The 14,289-nt window shown below is 40.4% G+C and carries 14 protein-coding genes; 8 read left to right on the forward strand and 6 right to left on the reverse strand.

Annotated elements, in window-relative coordinates; genetic code table 11:
- Positions 1-63 precede the first annotated feature (63 nt).
- From purM to F0Q01_RS01295, 4 genes are all read left to right on the forward strand, one after another.
- Positions 64-1,089 carry a phosphoribosylformylglycinamidine cyclo-ligase gene (purM, locus tag F0Q01_RS01280; RefSeq protein WP_090485382.1) on the forward strand — a complete coding sequence of 342 codons (1,026 nt, stop codon included), beginning with the start codon at positions 64-66 and terminating at the stop codon, positions 1,087-1,089.
- Positions 1,090-1,193: 104 nt separating this feature from the next.
- Complete coding sequence (gene purN / locus F0Q01_RS01285) at positions 1,194-1,817, forward strand: phosphoribosylglycinamide formyltransferase (protein WP_090485384.1); 624 nt, start codon at positions 1,194-1,196, stop codon at positions 1,815-1,817.
- A 189-nt stretch (positions 1,818-2,006) separates the two neighbouring features.
- The gene (purD, locus tag F0Q01_RS01290; protein WP_090485387.1) at positions 2,007-3,272 is read left to right on the forward strand and encodes a phosphoribosylamine--glycine ligase; all 1,266 of its coding nucleotides are present in this window, start codon (positions 2,007-2,009) and stop codon (positions 3,270-3,272) included.
- Positions 3,273-3,334: 62 nt separating this feature from the next.
- Positions 3,335-4,306 carry a CPBP family intramembrane glutamic endopeptidase gene (locus F0Q01_RS01295; RefSeq protein WP_090485390.1) on the forward strand — a complete coding sequence of 324 codons (972 nt, stop codon included), beginning with the start codon at positions 3,335-3,337 and terminating at the stop codon, positions 4,304-4,306.
- A 50-nt stretch (positions 4,307-4,356) separates the two neighbouring features.
- Here the strand turns inward: F0Q01_RS01295 and F0Q01_RS01300 are convergent, their stop codons facing one another.
- The 6 genes from F0Q01_RS01300 to F0Q01_RS01325 form a co-directional block, all read right to left on the reverse strand.
- Positions 4,357-5,001, reverse strand: a complete 645-nt coding sequence (locus tag F0Q01_RS01300; RefSeq protein WP_090485393.1) for a phosphoribosyltransferase — start codon at positions 4,999-5,001, stop codon at positions 4,357-4,359.
- Positions 5,002-5,062: 61 nt separating this feature from the next.
- Positions 5,063-5,665 (reverse strand): AAA family ATPase, encoded by a 603-nt coding sequence (locus F0Q01_RS01305; protein WP_090152159.1) that lies wholly within the window; start codon positions 5,663-5,665, stop codon positions 5,063-5,065.
- Positions 5,666-5,701: 36 nt separating this feature from the next.
- A complete protein-coding gene (locus F0Q01_RS01310) occupies positions 5,702-6,355 on the reverse strand; it encodes a hypothetical protein (protein ID WP_090485395.1) in 654 nt (217 codons plus the stop codon).
- On the reverse strand, positions 6,352-7,854 hold the full coding sequence (locus F0Q01_RS01315) for a TrkH family potassium uptake protein (RefSeq protein WP_090485398.1): 1,503 nt from the start codon (positions 7,852-7,854) through the stop codon (positions 6,352-6,354). The genes F0Q01_RS01310 and F0Q01_RS01315 overlap by 4 nt, the downstream gene beginning before the upstream one ends.
- 6 nt (positions 7,855-7,860) lie before the next feature.
- A complete protein-coding gene (trkA, locus tag F0Q01_RS01320) occupies positions 7,861-9,249 on the reverse strand; it encodes a Trk system potassium transporter TrkA (RefSeq protein ID WP_090485401.1) in 1,389 nt (462 codons plus the stop codon).
- A gap of 95 nt (positions 9,250-9,344) precedes the next feature.
- The gene (locus tag F0Q01_RS01325) at positions 9,345-9,845 is read right to left on the reverse strand and encodes a hypothetical protein (protein ID WP_090485404.1); all 501 of its coding nucleotides are present in this window, start codon (positions 9,843-9,845) and stop codon (positions 9,345-9,347) included.
- Positions 9,846-9,971: 126 nt separating this feature from the next.
- On the opposite strand from F0Q01_RS01325, the gene guaA reads away from it, so the two are divergent.
- The 4 genes from guaA (at position 9,972) to F0Q01_RS01345 (ending at position 13,968) form a co-directional block, all read left to right on the forward strand.
- Positions 9,972-11,519 carry a glutamine-hydrolyzing GMP synthase gene (gene guaA, locus F0Q01_RS01330; RefSeq protein WP_090485408.1) on the forward strand — a complete coding sequence of 516 codons (1,548 nt, stop codon included), beginning with the start codon at positions 9,972-9,974 and terminating at the stop codon, positions 11,517-11,519.
- A 207-nt stretch (positions 11,520-11,726) separates the two neighbouring features.
- Complete coding sequence (locus F0Q01_RS01335; protein WP_090485411.1) at positions 11,727-11,948, forward strand: helix-turn-helix domain-containing protein; 222 nt, start codon at positions 11,727-11,729, stop codon at positions 11,946-11,948.
- Between the two features lie 55 nt (positions 11,949-12,003).
- Positions 12,004-13,143, forward strand: a complete 1,140-nt coding sequence (locus F0Q01_RS01340) for a PDDEXK nuclease domain-containing protein (protein ID WP_090485414.1) — start codon at positions 12,004-12,006, stop codon at positions 13,141-13,143.
- Positions 13,144-13,332: 189 nt separating this feature from the next.
- Complete coding sequence (locus F0Q01_RS01345; RefSeq protein WP_090485417.1) at positions 13,333-13,968, forward strand: GyrI-like domain-containing protein; 636 nt, start codon at positions 13,333-13,335, stop codon at positions 13,966-13,968.
- The last annotated feature ends 321 nt before the right edge of the window (positions 13,969-14,289 follow it).

Below are 14,289 nucleotides of genomic sequence, written 5' to 3' on the forward strand. Positions count from 1 at the left end.
CGTAACCAGCGTGAGAAAGAGTATATACAGGCGTACAAAAGTTACAGTTAAAAGGAGAGAAACATGGATTACAAGAGTTCAGGAGTTGATATTGAGGCAGGATATGAGTCAGTGGAGCTCATGAAGAAATTTGTTAAGGGCACTATGCGTCCAGAGGTCCTCGGCGGACTTGGCGGATTTTCAGGTGCATTTGACCTTAGCGCTATTAAGAACATGGATGAGCCAGTACTCTTATCTGGTACAGATGGCTGCGGAACAAAGGTTAAGTTGGCATTCTTAATGGACAAGCATGACACAATCGGTATTGATGCTGTTGCTATGTGCGTTAACGATGTAGCTTGTGCAGGTGGAGAGCCTTTATTCTTCCTTGACTATATTGCTTGCGGCAAGAATATCCCTGAGAAGATTGCAACAATCGTAAGTGGTGTTGCAGAGGGATGTAAGCAGTCAGGATGTGCCCTTGTAGGTGGCGAGACAGCTGAGCATCCAGGTCTTATGCCTGAGGAAGAGTACGATCTTGCTGGATTTGCAGTTGGTATCGTAGATAAAAAAGATATCATTACAGGTCAGGAGCTTAAAGATGGTGATGTGCTAATCGGTATGGCTTCAACAGGTGTTCACTCAAATGGTTTCTCTCTTGTTCGTAAGATTTTCGAGATGACAAAGGAAAGTCTTGATACATATTATGATGAGCTTGGTACAACTCTTGGAGAGGCTCTTATCGCTCCAACACGTATCTACGTTAAGGCTCTTAAGGCAGTTAAGGATGCAGGCGTTCGCGTAAAGGCTTGCTCACATATTACAGGTGGCGGTTTCTACGAGAATATTCCTCGTATGCTTCCAGAAGGCAAGCGTGCTGTAGTTGAAAAGAATTCTTATGACATTCCTGCAATCTTCAAGCTCATGGCTAAGAAGGGTAATGTTTCTGAGCAGATGATGTACAACACATACAACATGGGTCTTGGTATGATCGTTGCAGTTGATCCTGCTGATGTTGATAAGACAATGGAAGCTATGCGCTCTGCTGGTGATACACCTTACGTTGTAGGTAAGATTATCGACGGCGAGAAGGGTGTAGATTTAGTTTAATTTTAAATAAGCTTCTAGTTAACAATCGCTTATTGCACTTTGCAAGGACATATAGTCAGACAAAGAGTATCTAAGGATTGTTAATGTAAGAAGCGGAGGTAAGAATGAAAATAGCAGTATGTGTGTCTGGAGGTGGTACTAATCTTCAGGCGATTATTGATAAAATTAATTCCGGTGAGATCCACAATACTGAGATTGCAGTTGTAATTTCAAATAATAAAAATGCATTTGCTTTAGAGCGTGCAGCAAAAGCTGGTATCGAGGGCGTATGCATTTCACCAAAGGATTTTGCTGACCGTGAATCTTTCAACAAGGCGTTCCTTGAAAAGCTTGATTCATACAATGTTGATTTAGTTGTATTGGCAGGATTTTTAGTGGTAATTCCACCAGAGATGATTCGCAATTACAGAAATAGAATTATTAACATTCACCCATCACTTATCCCAAGCTTCTGCGGTACAGGATATTATGGGCTGAAGGTACACGAGGGCGTGCTTTCACGCGGTGTAAAAGTCACTGGTGCAACATGCCACTTTGTGGATGAAGGCACAGACACAGGCCCAATCATCCTACAGAAGGCTGTTGAGGTAAAAGAAGACGACACACCAGAGGTGCTTCAGAGACGTGTAATGGAGCAGGCTGAGTGGGAAATCATGCCTCGCGCCATCGACCTAATCGCTCGTGGTTGCGTAACCGTCGAGTCGGGCAAGGTACGTATAGAGGAATAGGTAAGAGTTGTTGTGTAAATTTTTTAAGTGAGCTTGACTTCGTAATCTAGGCAAGCGCGAGTAGGGGATACCGTGCCGAGCATGGGAGGGACCTACGCCGGCGGGAGGGTTCCCATGCGAAGGTGCGGAGGGTGCCCTACGGGAGCATGAAAGACTTGCGATAGTCAAGCGGACTAGGAGGATATTTTTATGAAGGTTTTGATAGTAGGTAGCGGCGGCCGCGAGCATGCAATTGCTCTTGCAGTTTCTCGCAGCCCACAGGTTGATAAGATTTATTGCGCACCAGGCAATGCTGGTATTGCAGAGCTTGCAGAGTGCGTAGATATCAAGGCTATGGAGTTTGATAAGCTTGTAGCTTTTGCCAAGGAAAAGGAGATTGACCTTACTGTAATCGGTATGGATGATCCACTTGTTGGCGGTGTAGTTGATAAGTTTGAGGAGGCAGGTCTTCGTTGCTTCGGTCCTAGAAAGAATGCTGCAATCATCGAGGGTTCTAAGGCATTCTCAAAGGATTTGATGAAGAAATATAATATTCCTACAGCAGGTTATGAGAACTTTACAGATCCAGAGGCTGCTCTTAAGTATCTTGAGACAGCAAAGTATCCAATCGTTCTCAAGGCTGACGGTCTTGCTCTTGGTAAGGGTGTTCTTATTTGTGAGAATCATGATCAGGCTGTAGCAGGTGTTGCAGAGATTATGACTGACAAGAAGTTTGGTGATGCAGGCAACACTATGGTTATCGAGGAGTTTATGACAGGCCGTGAGGTATCTGTTCTTTCATTTGTAGATGGTAACACTGTAAAAATCATGTCATCTGCTCAGGATCACAAGCGTGCAGGGGATGGTGATACAGGACTCAACACAGGCGGAATGGGCAATTTCTCCCCATCTCCATTCTTTACAAAGGAAATCGAGGAGTACTGCCAGAAGAACATTTTCCAGGCAACTGTTGATGCTATGAAGGCAGAGGGAAGAGACTTTAAGGGTGTTATCTTCTTCGGTCTTATGCTTACAGAGGATGGTCCAAAGGTTCTTGAGTATAATGCAAGATTTGGTGATCCAGAGGCACAGGTTGTTTTACCACGTCTTGAGAATGATATCATCGATGTATTTAATGCTTGTATCGATGGCACACTTGATAAGATTGATTTGAAGTTCTCAGATGAGGCATGCGTATGTGTTGTTTTAGCATCTGATGGCTATCCAGTTTCTTATGAAAAGGGATTCCCTATTACAGGCTTTGAGAAGTTCAACAACAAGGATTACTACTGCTTCCACGCTGGAACAGCTAAAAATGACAAGGGTGAGATAGTAACAAATGGTGGACGTGTTCTTGGTATCACAGCTCTTGGCAAGGATTTGAAAGAGGCTCGTGCTAAGGCTTACGAGGCAACAGAGTGGATTCAGTTTGAAAACAAGTATATGAGACACGATATAGCTAATGCTATTTTGTAAATAGAATTTATACGTGTGAGGGGGGCAATGTAACGTAAACTGGCATAAAAGAGGAGGTTGTTATGGAGAGAACGGCAAAACAAACATTTTCAGCAGTGGGGTTAGCATTTTTTATCTACATTGCAGTATCATTTGTGCTACAGATGATTTTTTCTACTGTAGTATATTCATTGGTGGATGTTAATAATCCGCCATCATGGGCAATGTGGGTTTCAAGCTTTGTGCCAATGTATTGTATTGCTTTTCCAATTTTTATCTTATTGATTAAGCGTGTTCCGGCAGAGCCATTTGTTGAGACTAAGACATTGAATTTTCCAAATTGGCTTAGATTTTTTACATTGACTACTTTTGGAATGGTAGCAGGTGCTTTGATAGCATCATTTGTAGGAAAAATATTTGAAAACTTCAGTATTAATACAAATGTAACTATGGAGACTCTGACTTCAACAAATAGTGCGTTGGCACCGATTGTACTGGCAATACTTGCACCAATTGTGGAGGAATTCATATTCCGTAAGTTTTTGATTGACCGCATACATGTTTATGGTGGTAAGGTTGCAGTAGTAACTAGTGCAGCGATGTTTGCATTATTCCATGGTAATTTTTCTCAGGTGTTCTACACATTTTTAATGGGACTTGTATGGGGCTATGTTTACTATAAGACAGGTAAAGTCATCTACACAATTATCATGCATATGTTAGTTAATTTTGGAGGTAGTGTAGTTTCTGTTTATTTCCTTAATAAGCTTAATGGTGTAGATACGAGCGATATCGAGGCATTGTTAGCATCGCCTGATGCGATGGCTGGTGTTGCTGGTATTATAATATATGTATTTATACTGTATGGTTTGGCGATCGCTGGTCTTATATGTCTTATTATTGGATTTAAAAAGAGAAGCTACAGTCAAGAGAGACTCGAGCTTCCTGAAGAGGGCAAAGTTGCTACAGTTTGTTTGAACGTAGGTATGATTTTATTCTTACTCATTTGCGCATTTGAATTTGTTCTTAGCATAGCAAATGGATTTGTAGGTTAAAAAAATAAAACTCGAGTTACCAAATGGTAGCTCGAGTTTTTTATTGTCATTTATCGTAATTCAGAATATCCAAATGAATTTACTATAGCATCAATAGGAACTCCCTGCTTGCAAAGTGGGCAATCATGAAGAGGATAAGACTGATAGTTTGGAATATCCTCATCGTGGAAGACTGCCGTAATAGGAATGCCACCTACTTCTCTAACAGCTGAGAAGATAGCGCATGCGCCACTAATTTTTGCTCCATAATATTTAACACATTCAGCTAAGCTCTCAACAGTACGTCCTGTAGAAAGTGAGCCAAATAGCAACAATACATTTTTATCTCTAACTGTAAGCTGCATATTGTCACGGAAAATGCTCTGGCCGCTAGATGTGAGTTCTGGAGATGTAACATAAATTGTCTTGTGCTGGTTGTAATTGGCAACGCCGGCCTTTGTAAGCTCTTGAGCTAAAAATGTACCAACAACTTCCATGTCATCAGCGCAAACAATGGTATCAACAGGTGTTTGAACTGAGTAGTGCATTGCAAGAAGCTGTGCCACGCCCTGTGCCTCGTTGCATCGTGTTTTCATTGTGCCAATCTCCATGTAGTTAGTAATGTGAGAGTGATTGGTGGCAAAATGACCAGGAATAATTTTAAGTGCTACTTCAGAATTAAGTGGTGCTGGAATCTTAGTGTACTCTTTTAACATAAAAAGCCCCCCATGCTATTAATGATTAACGTAACTATTCCAAAACGATATTACTTAATTTTTATTCAGGGAAATTCTCTGCTAGCTGGCAGATAGTCTTAACACACATGGCCTCTCCAAGTGATCCACTGTCAAGAATGACATCGTATTCACGGAAATCGCCCCAGTTTTTATCGGTGTAATACTTGTAGTAAGTCTTGCGTTGCTTATCCTTTTTAGCAAGTCTCTTTTCTATGCTGACATTTTCAATATTCTCGTATCTTTCGAGAACTCTCTTTTTACGATGCTCCATATCTGCGTGAATCATAACATTCATGCAGCGGATGCCTTCCTTTCTGAGAATGTAGTCAGCGCAGCGACCTACGATTACGCAAGGTCCCTTTTTTGCACATTCTAAAATGACTTTTTTCTGTGCAATGAAAATTTCGTCCTGAGGACTCTGGAAATACATTGTGCCAGCAGCTGAAATATCAAACCACATGGCTGTTGAGCTTGTATACTCACCTTGTGTCTCTATTAACTCTTTTGCATAACCGCTTTCGATGGCCACGCGGTTAACAATTTCTCCGTCGTAAAATGGGATGTTCAACTGTTTTGCCACAGCTTCTCCAATGCTATGACCACCGCTGCCAAATTCTCTACTAATGGTAATTACAGGATACATAGTGGTTCCCTCCAATACATTTTTCTTACCTATAGTTTAAAATTTTTTTGACAAAAAGTCAAAAAGAGAGTGATTTGTCTGATTATTGACTTTTCCACCGTTTTCGGCATTTTCTCCTGAATCCCCACAGATGTCTACGCCTATAATTTGATGGCTTGAGTAAAGGAATTCAAGGTCCTTTAGAAGCTCATCTAATGTCATGTTTCCCTGGTCCCAATCTGTGATAGCAAATTCTGTTGACAGGGCATCCTTGTCGATTGAAATATAAATTGGCAAATCAGTCGGGATATTTTCTATAGGAGTCTCGTCCCCAACGCCATACGTAAATACGTTTTTTAGATTTGGAAGGGTTTCAGTTGCTTCAAGAACCCATCCGCCGCAAGAAGTAATTTCTCCAAAGCTAGGAGTCTGATTGTCAGGGTGATGATCAAATAAAACTAGGTTAAATGGTGTGGTGATTTTCTGAAGCCATAGAAGACTGAGATAGTGATAGTTTCCAGAATCAATAAAATGAATACCCTCTGCAGAGTATTCATTTAATCGATCTACAAGAATTGATTTGGCAGAGTCATCCAGATAGCAGCGTGTACCCTCTAAATCTCTGCAATCAATCATAGTACAATTTTCAATTGTCTCATAGAATGACTGATAGTCGTATGCATCAGTCATTTTTATAATAATTGTTTTCATGATTCTTTCATTACCTTGCCAGCATTTTTAGGCTCTTTGGCATGGTATGTTGTGAATAAGTCCTTCCAAATTGTTGGGTGGAAGAGCATAAGTATTGGGAAAAGCTCTAGACGTCCAGCCAACATATCAAAGATAAGTACAATCTTTGAGAAGTTAGAGAAGAATGCAAAGTTTCCAGTAGGTCCTACTAGACTCATACCAGGTCCAATATTGCTCATTGTGGCAATTACGGATGTAAATACAGTTGAAAAATCAAGGTTTTCAAATGATAACAAAATTACGCTCACAAAGAATACCAGCATAAATGTGCCGAAGAATACGTTGTTAGAGCGGATTGTCTCGTGGTTAACTGGCTTGCCATCCATGATTGTCTTGCGGACACAACGTGGATGTATGTAGCTAATGAGCTCCTTGTGTACGGCCTTTCCCATAAGTACGAAACGGGAAACTTTGATACCACCACCTGTTGAACCGGCGCAGGCACCGATGAACATGAGCAGTACTAAAACGCATCGGCTAGTCTGTGGCCAAACAGCAAAGTCTGCTGTGGAGAAACCAGTTGATGATTGAATAGAAGTAACCTGGAAGGCTGCCTTAGTCAATGCATCAAAAAGTCCTGAGCTGCAGCTAAGAGTATTTACTGTGATGATACCGATAGAAGCAACTGTAAGGAATGAATACATTCTAACCTCTTCCATTCGAAATGCTGCGCGAGCGTGGCGGAAGAGTATGTAATAGTAAAAGTTAAAATTGATACCGAAAATGAACATAAATGCGGCAACAATCCATTGGCAGGCAACATTGAAGCCACCGATACTGCTTGAGTAGATACCGAAACCACCAGTACCTGCAGTGGCGATACTTGTGTTGATTGCCTCAAATGGAGTCATGCCTGCAATGAGAAGAAGTATTATCTCAAGTGCGCATAGTCCAAGGTAAATCAGGTAAAGCATCTGTGCTGTATTTTTAAGCTTTGGAACTAGCTTGCCAACAGATGGTCCAGGTGATTCAGCCTTCATAAGGTTGAACTGGGAGCCGTCACCACCGGCAAGTGGAATAACTGTAAGGAGAAATACTAGAACTCCCATACCACCAACCAAGTGAGTAAAGCTTCGCCAGAAAAGAGAGGCATGAGAAAGAGCCTCAACATTTGGCAAAATAGAAGCACCAGTTGTAGTAAAGCCTGAAACTGCCTCGAATAAAGCGTCTACGTAGCTTGGAATCTCTCCGGTAAGCCAGAGAGGAATGGCGCCAATAACTGATAAAACTACCCAAGAAGCACCTGTGCAGAAGAAACCTTCTTTTAGGAAAAAGAAGAATTTCTTAGGTCTGAAGTAGCTATTGATAACACCTAGCACTAGGCAAGGGAAAGCTACGATTGCATATTCAAGCCAAACATCTTCATGATAGATAAATGCAACAATAATAGGAAGCATTAGAAATAGGCCCATGAAGCCTACTACATATCCTAATATGAAGCGAATCACGGAATTATTCATGTCCGATTACCTCAAAGTATCCTTAATATTACCGAATCCGGTATGAGTGGTAACAACCATGACGGTGTCGCCAACTTCTATTGTGTCAGAACCGCTTGGAATAATGATAGTTCCGTTGCGGTTGATGAAAGCGATAAGTACATTGTCCTTAAATTTAAGAACAGAGAATGGCACGCCAACAGCAGCAGATTTCTCGTTGATATTGAACTCGATAGCCTCTACCTTTTGATCAAAGAGATGGTAAAGAGTGAGGATATCATTGCCGTCGCCAGAAGCACTCTTAGCACGTACATATGCGATAATTGACTCGGCTGTTATGTGACGTGGATATACAACAGAGCCAAGATTTAACTGTGAAAGTACATTGTCAAAGTTGATACGGTTAACCTTGGTAACAACCTTGGCATTGCTGACCTGGTTTGCATAGAGAGTAAGGATAATATTTTCCTCGTCGATTCCTGTAAGAGGAACGAAACTCTCGATATATTCGATGCCTTCTTCTCTAAGAAGGGACTCGTCGCCGCCGTCGCCATTTATAATAGTAGCTTTTGGAAGTGCGATTGAAAGCTCCTCGCAGCGCTCCTTGCTTCTTTCGATGATGCTAACATCAATACGAGCCTGAAGTAGAAGCTTGGCAAGGTAATAAGAAGCCTTACCACCGCCAACGATAAGACAGTTTTTAACCTGACGTGTCTTGAATCCGATTTCGCTAAGGAATGTACGGGCAAATCGTCTAGCACCTACCGCACATACGATATCATTTGTCTGGAGTACAAAATCACCAGTTGGGATGATAACTTCAGAGCCGCGCTTAACAGCTGTGATAAGCACCTTGCTTGAGATTGTTCTATGTAAATCCTTTATGGCGAGTCCGTCAAGAACATTGCCTTCCTCGATTTTAAACTCAACCATTTCTGCCTGGCCATGGGCAAATGAAGAAACCTCAAGTGTGGATGGAAGAGAGAGAATAGAAGAAATCTCTCTGGCTGCCTCTAACTCAGGGTTGATAATCATAACAAGACCAAGCTTTTCCTGTAAGTATGAAATTTCTTTTGAGTAGTCTGGGTTTCTAACTCTAGCGATAGAAGCACAATCACCCATTTGCTTTGCAATAGTACAGCAAAGGAGGTTGAGCTCGTCAGAGTTGGTAACGGCTATAATGAGATCGGCGTCGTTGATACCAGCCTCAACTTGGGTGCTGTAGCTGGCGCCATTGCCTTGAATTCCCATTATGTCGTAGAGATTTGTAAGATTATCGATACGGTCCTGATTCTCATCGATGACCACAATGTCATGACCTTCTTTTGAAAGACGGTCAACAAGGGTACGACCAACTTTACCGCATCCTACGATTATTATTTTAAGTCCTCTTTTTGAGGAGTTACTAAAAGCCATTTAATTGCCTCCAAGATAACTGTAAAAATATGGACAATTCTTAATTACATAATCATCCATATCATAATGTAGTCTAAAAGAGGCAAAAGTGCAAGTCAAATTCTGACATCTACCCGGCGGTTAATCTTTTTAGCCTCTTTATATAAGGCATTTAGGTATTCTGAGTCTTTATCGAAAAAGTTATCAAACTTTGTTTTCTTATAGTTTTTACCAGCTGATTCGTATACTGAAAGGCTGCCATCCTTATCAACAGTAATTCCGATTTTTTTCAGTTCATCAGCGTACTGGCTATTGAGGTTTTTAATATTAGTAAGAGCATGTTTTACTGAAGAGCTATTTGGTGCATATTTTCCAGCCGACTGAAGAGTGTTATTTAACGTATCGGCAAAGGCTCTTATTTTTTCTTGAGTCTGCTGGTCAGAGGCCTCTTCAAAGTTGTAGTCCTGTAGGTTGCGAATAGCATTCTTAAGAGCTGAAGAGTCCGCAAATGACAAAGTACCGCAAGTTGCACTTTTGCGGGTTGCACCTGTAACTACTTTTGAATAGTTGTTGTAATATATTCTTAAGCTAAGTGAGTTGGAAACGTTCATACTCATACTAAAATCCTCCTAGTTCTTATATCGGAAGTAATTAATTTTTATTTACTTTGATGGTTGAAGATTATGGCGAATTCTCCTATACTATAGGAAATTTAATTTCATATTAATAAGAAGGAGTGTCAGATGAACCAGGAAAAAGTCATTGTTATCGACTTTGGCGGTCAATATAATCAGCTAGTTGCCCGTCGTGTCAGAGAATGTAACGTCTATTGCGAAATTTATTCTTATCGTACCCCAATCGAGCAGATTAAAGAAATGAATCCAAAGGGAATTATCCTTACAGGTGGTCCTAATTCATGTTATGAGGATGGAGCCCCTACATACACCAAGGAGCTTTTTGAGCTTGGTATTCCTGTACTTGGACTTTGCTATGGAGCACAGCTTATGATGCATGTTCTCGGTGGCAAGGTAGAGAAGGCACCAGTTCGTGAGTACGGTAAGACTGAGACATTTATAGATGGTTGTACAGATACACTTTTTGCAGGTGTTGAAAAGTCTACAATCGTTTGGATGAGCCATTTTGATTATATTAGCAAGGTGGCACCTGGTTTTGACATAATTGCCCACACTGCTGATTGCCCAGTTGCAGCAGCAGCTTTAGAGGCTAAAAAGCTTTATGCTATTCAGTTCCACCCTGAGGTACTTCACACAGTACAGGGTAAGGAAATCTTATTTAACTTTGTTCGCAATATCTGCAACACAGCTGGAAGCTGGAGAATGGATTCCTTTGTTGAGCAGACTATCGGCGAGATTAGAGAGCGCGTAGGCTCAGGCAAAGTATTACTTGCACTTTCAGGTGGTGTTGATTCATCTGTACTTGCAGCCCTTCTTGCTAAGGCCATCGGCAAGCAGCTCACATGTGTATTCGTTGACCACGGTCTTCTCCGTAAGAACGAGGGCGACGAGGTTGAGGGCGTATTTGGACCAGAGGGTTCCTTCGATATTAATTTTGTACGTGTAAATGCAGCTTCCCGCTATTATGCTAAGCTTGCTGGTGTTGAGGAGCCAGAGCGCAAGCGTAAGATTATCGGAGAGGAGTTCATCCGTGTATTTGAGGAAGAGGCCAAGAAAATTGGCACTGTTGACTTCTTAGCACAGGGAACTATCTACCCAGACGTTGTTGAGTCTGGACTTGGAGGCGAGTCAGTAGTTATCAAGTCTCACCACAACGTTGGCGGTCTTCCAGATTATGTTGATTTTAAGGAAATCATCGAGCCACTTCGCAACCTTTTCAAGGATGAGGTACGTCAGGTAGGTCTTGAGCTTGGTCTTCCAGAGTACCTTGTATTCCGTCAGCCATTCCCAGGCCCAGGTCTTGGTATTCGTATCATCGGAGAGGTTACAGAAGAAAAGGTCCGCATCGTACAGGATGCTGACTACATCTATAGAACAGAGCTTGCTGAGGCAGGACTTAAGAAGCTTCCTGATCAGTATTTCGCAGCACTTTCTAATATGCGCTCAGTTGGCGTTATGGGCGACGAGCGTACATACGACTACGCAGTAGTTCTCCGTGCTGTAGAGACAATCGACTTTATGACAGCCGAGGCTACAGAGATTCCATTTGATGTGCTTCAGCGCGTTATGAGCCGCATCATCAACGAGGTCAAGGGCGTTAACCGCGTAATGTACGACCTCACATCTAAGCCACCAGGAACAGTAGAGATGGAGTAATAAGCCCAGTAGTTAATGAATAAAAAAGTGCCTTTGAATGCTTGCATTCAAGGGCACTTTTTTAATTTGCTGACTATAGGATGGTTATTGATGAGCATAGTGAGTCAATAACAGAGCATGGTTTGGTACAAAAAACATATACGTTGACAACGTATATGTTTTTCTCTATACTTTAATAAAGTATAGAGGTGTTGCGGAGGTGATGATATGGATGTTTCAGCCAGAATAAAGGAATTACGAAAGAAAACGGGATTATCGCAAAGTAAGTTCTCTGCAAAATTTGGGATTCCGGTGAGGACTCTTCAACAATGGGAACAAGGAATAAGCGCTCCTCCGGAATATTTGCTTAGAATGATGGCGTATATTTTGTTGCTTGAGGAAAATCGAATGGGGTCAATTGAAGGCGAAGAAGCCGCAGAAGAAGCATGATTGACTATGGAACAGAGGACAGGATAGCGAAATATTTATATGGTGGAGGTCTGATATGGATCAGAAATATAGAGATGCAGTACAGCTTATTAAAACGGCAATTCTTCAAAGCCAATATGAAGCTGCTAAATCTGTAAATGAAAAACAGTTAATGCTTTACTTTGGCATTGGAAAATATATATCACTTAATTCAAGAAATGGATTTTGGGGTCAGGGAGCTATTGATACTATTAGTGAACAGCTAGAAAGAGAATTGCCTGGGTTAAGAGGATTTTCAGCAAGAAATTTAAGATATATGAGAACCTTTTATGAAGAATGGCGAATGCTAGATTCGTCTAGTACAAATACTATTGAAGATAACAATTCTAATTTGGCACCCGCTGGTGCCAAATTGGAAATTGAAATATGGAACCAGCAGGTGCCAAATATAGAAGAATTTCCAGTTGAACAATTTTGTGCGATAGGCTTTTCGCATCATAGGACTATATTAAGTAAATGCAAAGAGTATGATGAGCGCATATTCTATATAATGAAATGCGCGAATGAAAAACTAAGTAGAGAACAATTAACAGCTAGTATTGTAGCTGAAGACTTTAAGCACCAGGGTAAATTACCAAATAATTTTGGTGATACAATGCTGACAGGTGTACAAGCACTTAAGGCTATTAGTACATTCAAAGATGAGTACCTTCTAGATTATATAAATGTGGAAGAAATTGATATTCGTGATTCAGCTGATATAGACGAAAAAGTTGTAGAAAATGCAATAGTAAATAATGTTAAGAATTTTATTTTAACATTTGGAAAAGACTTTGCGTTTATAAGTAACCAATATCACTTAGATGCATTTGGAGAAGATCAATACATCGATTTACTCTTCTTTAACAGGGAATTAAATTGTCTGGTTGCGGTCGAACTCAAGCGAGGAAAGTTTAAACCTTCTTATCTAGGACAGTTACAAGGTTATTTAAGTGTACTAGATGGATATGAAAAAAAGCCACATGAGAATCCTGCTATTGGACTGATTTTGTGTAAGGATATGAATAAGTCATTTGTTGATTATGTAATCCAAGATTATTCAAAGCCAATGGGTGTTGCAACATATAAAACATCTAGAGATATGTCAGAGGAACTTAGAAAAGCCCTTCCTGATATAGAAGAATTAAAGAGATTACTTGATACAGAAAATGAATAAGCTTTTTTGATTGTGTTTAACGGGAGCGTGTCACGCTTCCGTTATTTCATAGTCAGAGGAGAAGTAATAGAGTGCAAGGTGCTTTATACGCGACAGATTTACTGTTTTTGTTGTTTAGACTCATGCTATTTGTTAGAATGTTTCTCAAGTGTAAAGTGAATGAAACTAGAATAAGTTAGGGGGATAATTATGGCATTTGATTTCAAAAAAGAATATAAAGAGTTTTATATGCCTAAAAATAAACCGGAGATTGTTAATGTACCTAAGGCAAATTACATAGCGGTTAGAGGCAAAGGCAATCCTAATGAAGAGGATGGAGACTATCAAAAGGCAATTAGTGTACTGTATGCTATCGCATATACGTTAAAAATGAGCTATAAAACTGATTATAAAATCGAAGGCTTCTTTGAATATGTTGTTCCGCCGCTTGAAGGCTTCTGGTGGCAGGATAATGTAGATGGAGTTGATTATACAGATAAATCGTCTTTCAATTGGATATCGGTTATTAGATTACCTGATTTTGTTACAGAAAAAGACTTCACTTGGGCTGTTGAGACTGCAACTAAGAAGAAAAAATTGGATTGTTCATCTGCAGAGTTTTTGACAATTAATGAGGGCTTGTGTGTTCAGATTATGCATTTAGGTCCATTTGATGATGAGCTTGCAACGGTTGCTCTCATGGATGCCTATTTAGCCGAAAATGGATATATTAATGATCTTACTGATACAAGACTTCATCATGAGATTTATATGTCTGATGCGAGGAAGGTTGCTCCAGAAAAGTGGAAGACTGTAATTAGACATCCAATAAGGAAGGAATTATAAGTGGCTTGAGGGATGATGTTAAGGCTCAAAAAGTTAATGGAAAAAGATATGTAGTAGATTTTAAAATTCAGTCGTTAACTCCTCAAGAGCGCTTATTGTAGATAAAGAAATAATAGATTTAAGAATAAAAGTAATTTAAGCGGAGATGTACAATTTGACAGAGCTATTTTCTAAACCTGCTGCGGGAGGAATAATAGAAAAAATTGTTGATGGAGAAGTGTTTGTCCTTATACAAGAGAGATGTAAAGGTAACAATCACTAAATGATTTGAGGGATATGTTGAGAGATGAAGAGTCTTTTTATCCTATGCATGTTTCAACT

The sequence above is a fragment of the Pseudobutyrivibrio xylanivorans genome (assembly GCF_010906925.1).
GTDB lineage: Bacteria > Bacillota > Clostridia > Lachnospirales > Lachnospiraceae > Pseudobutyrivibrio.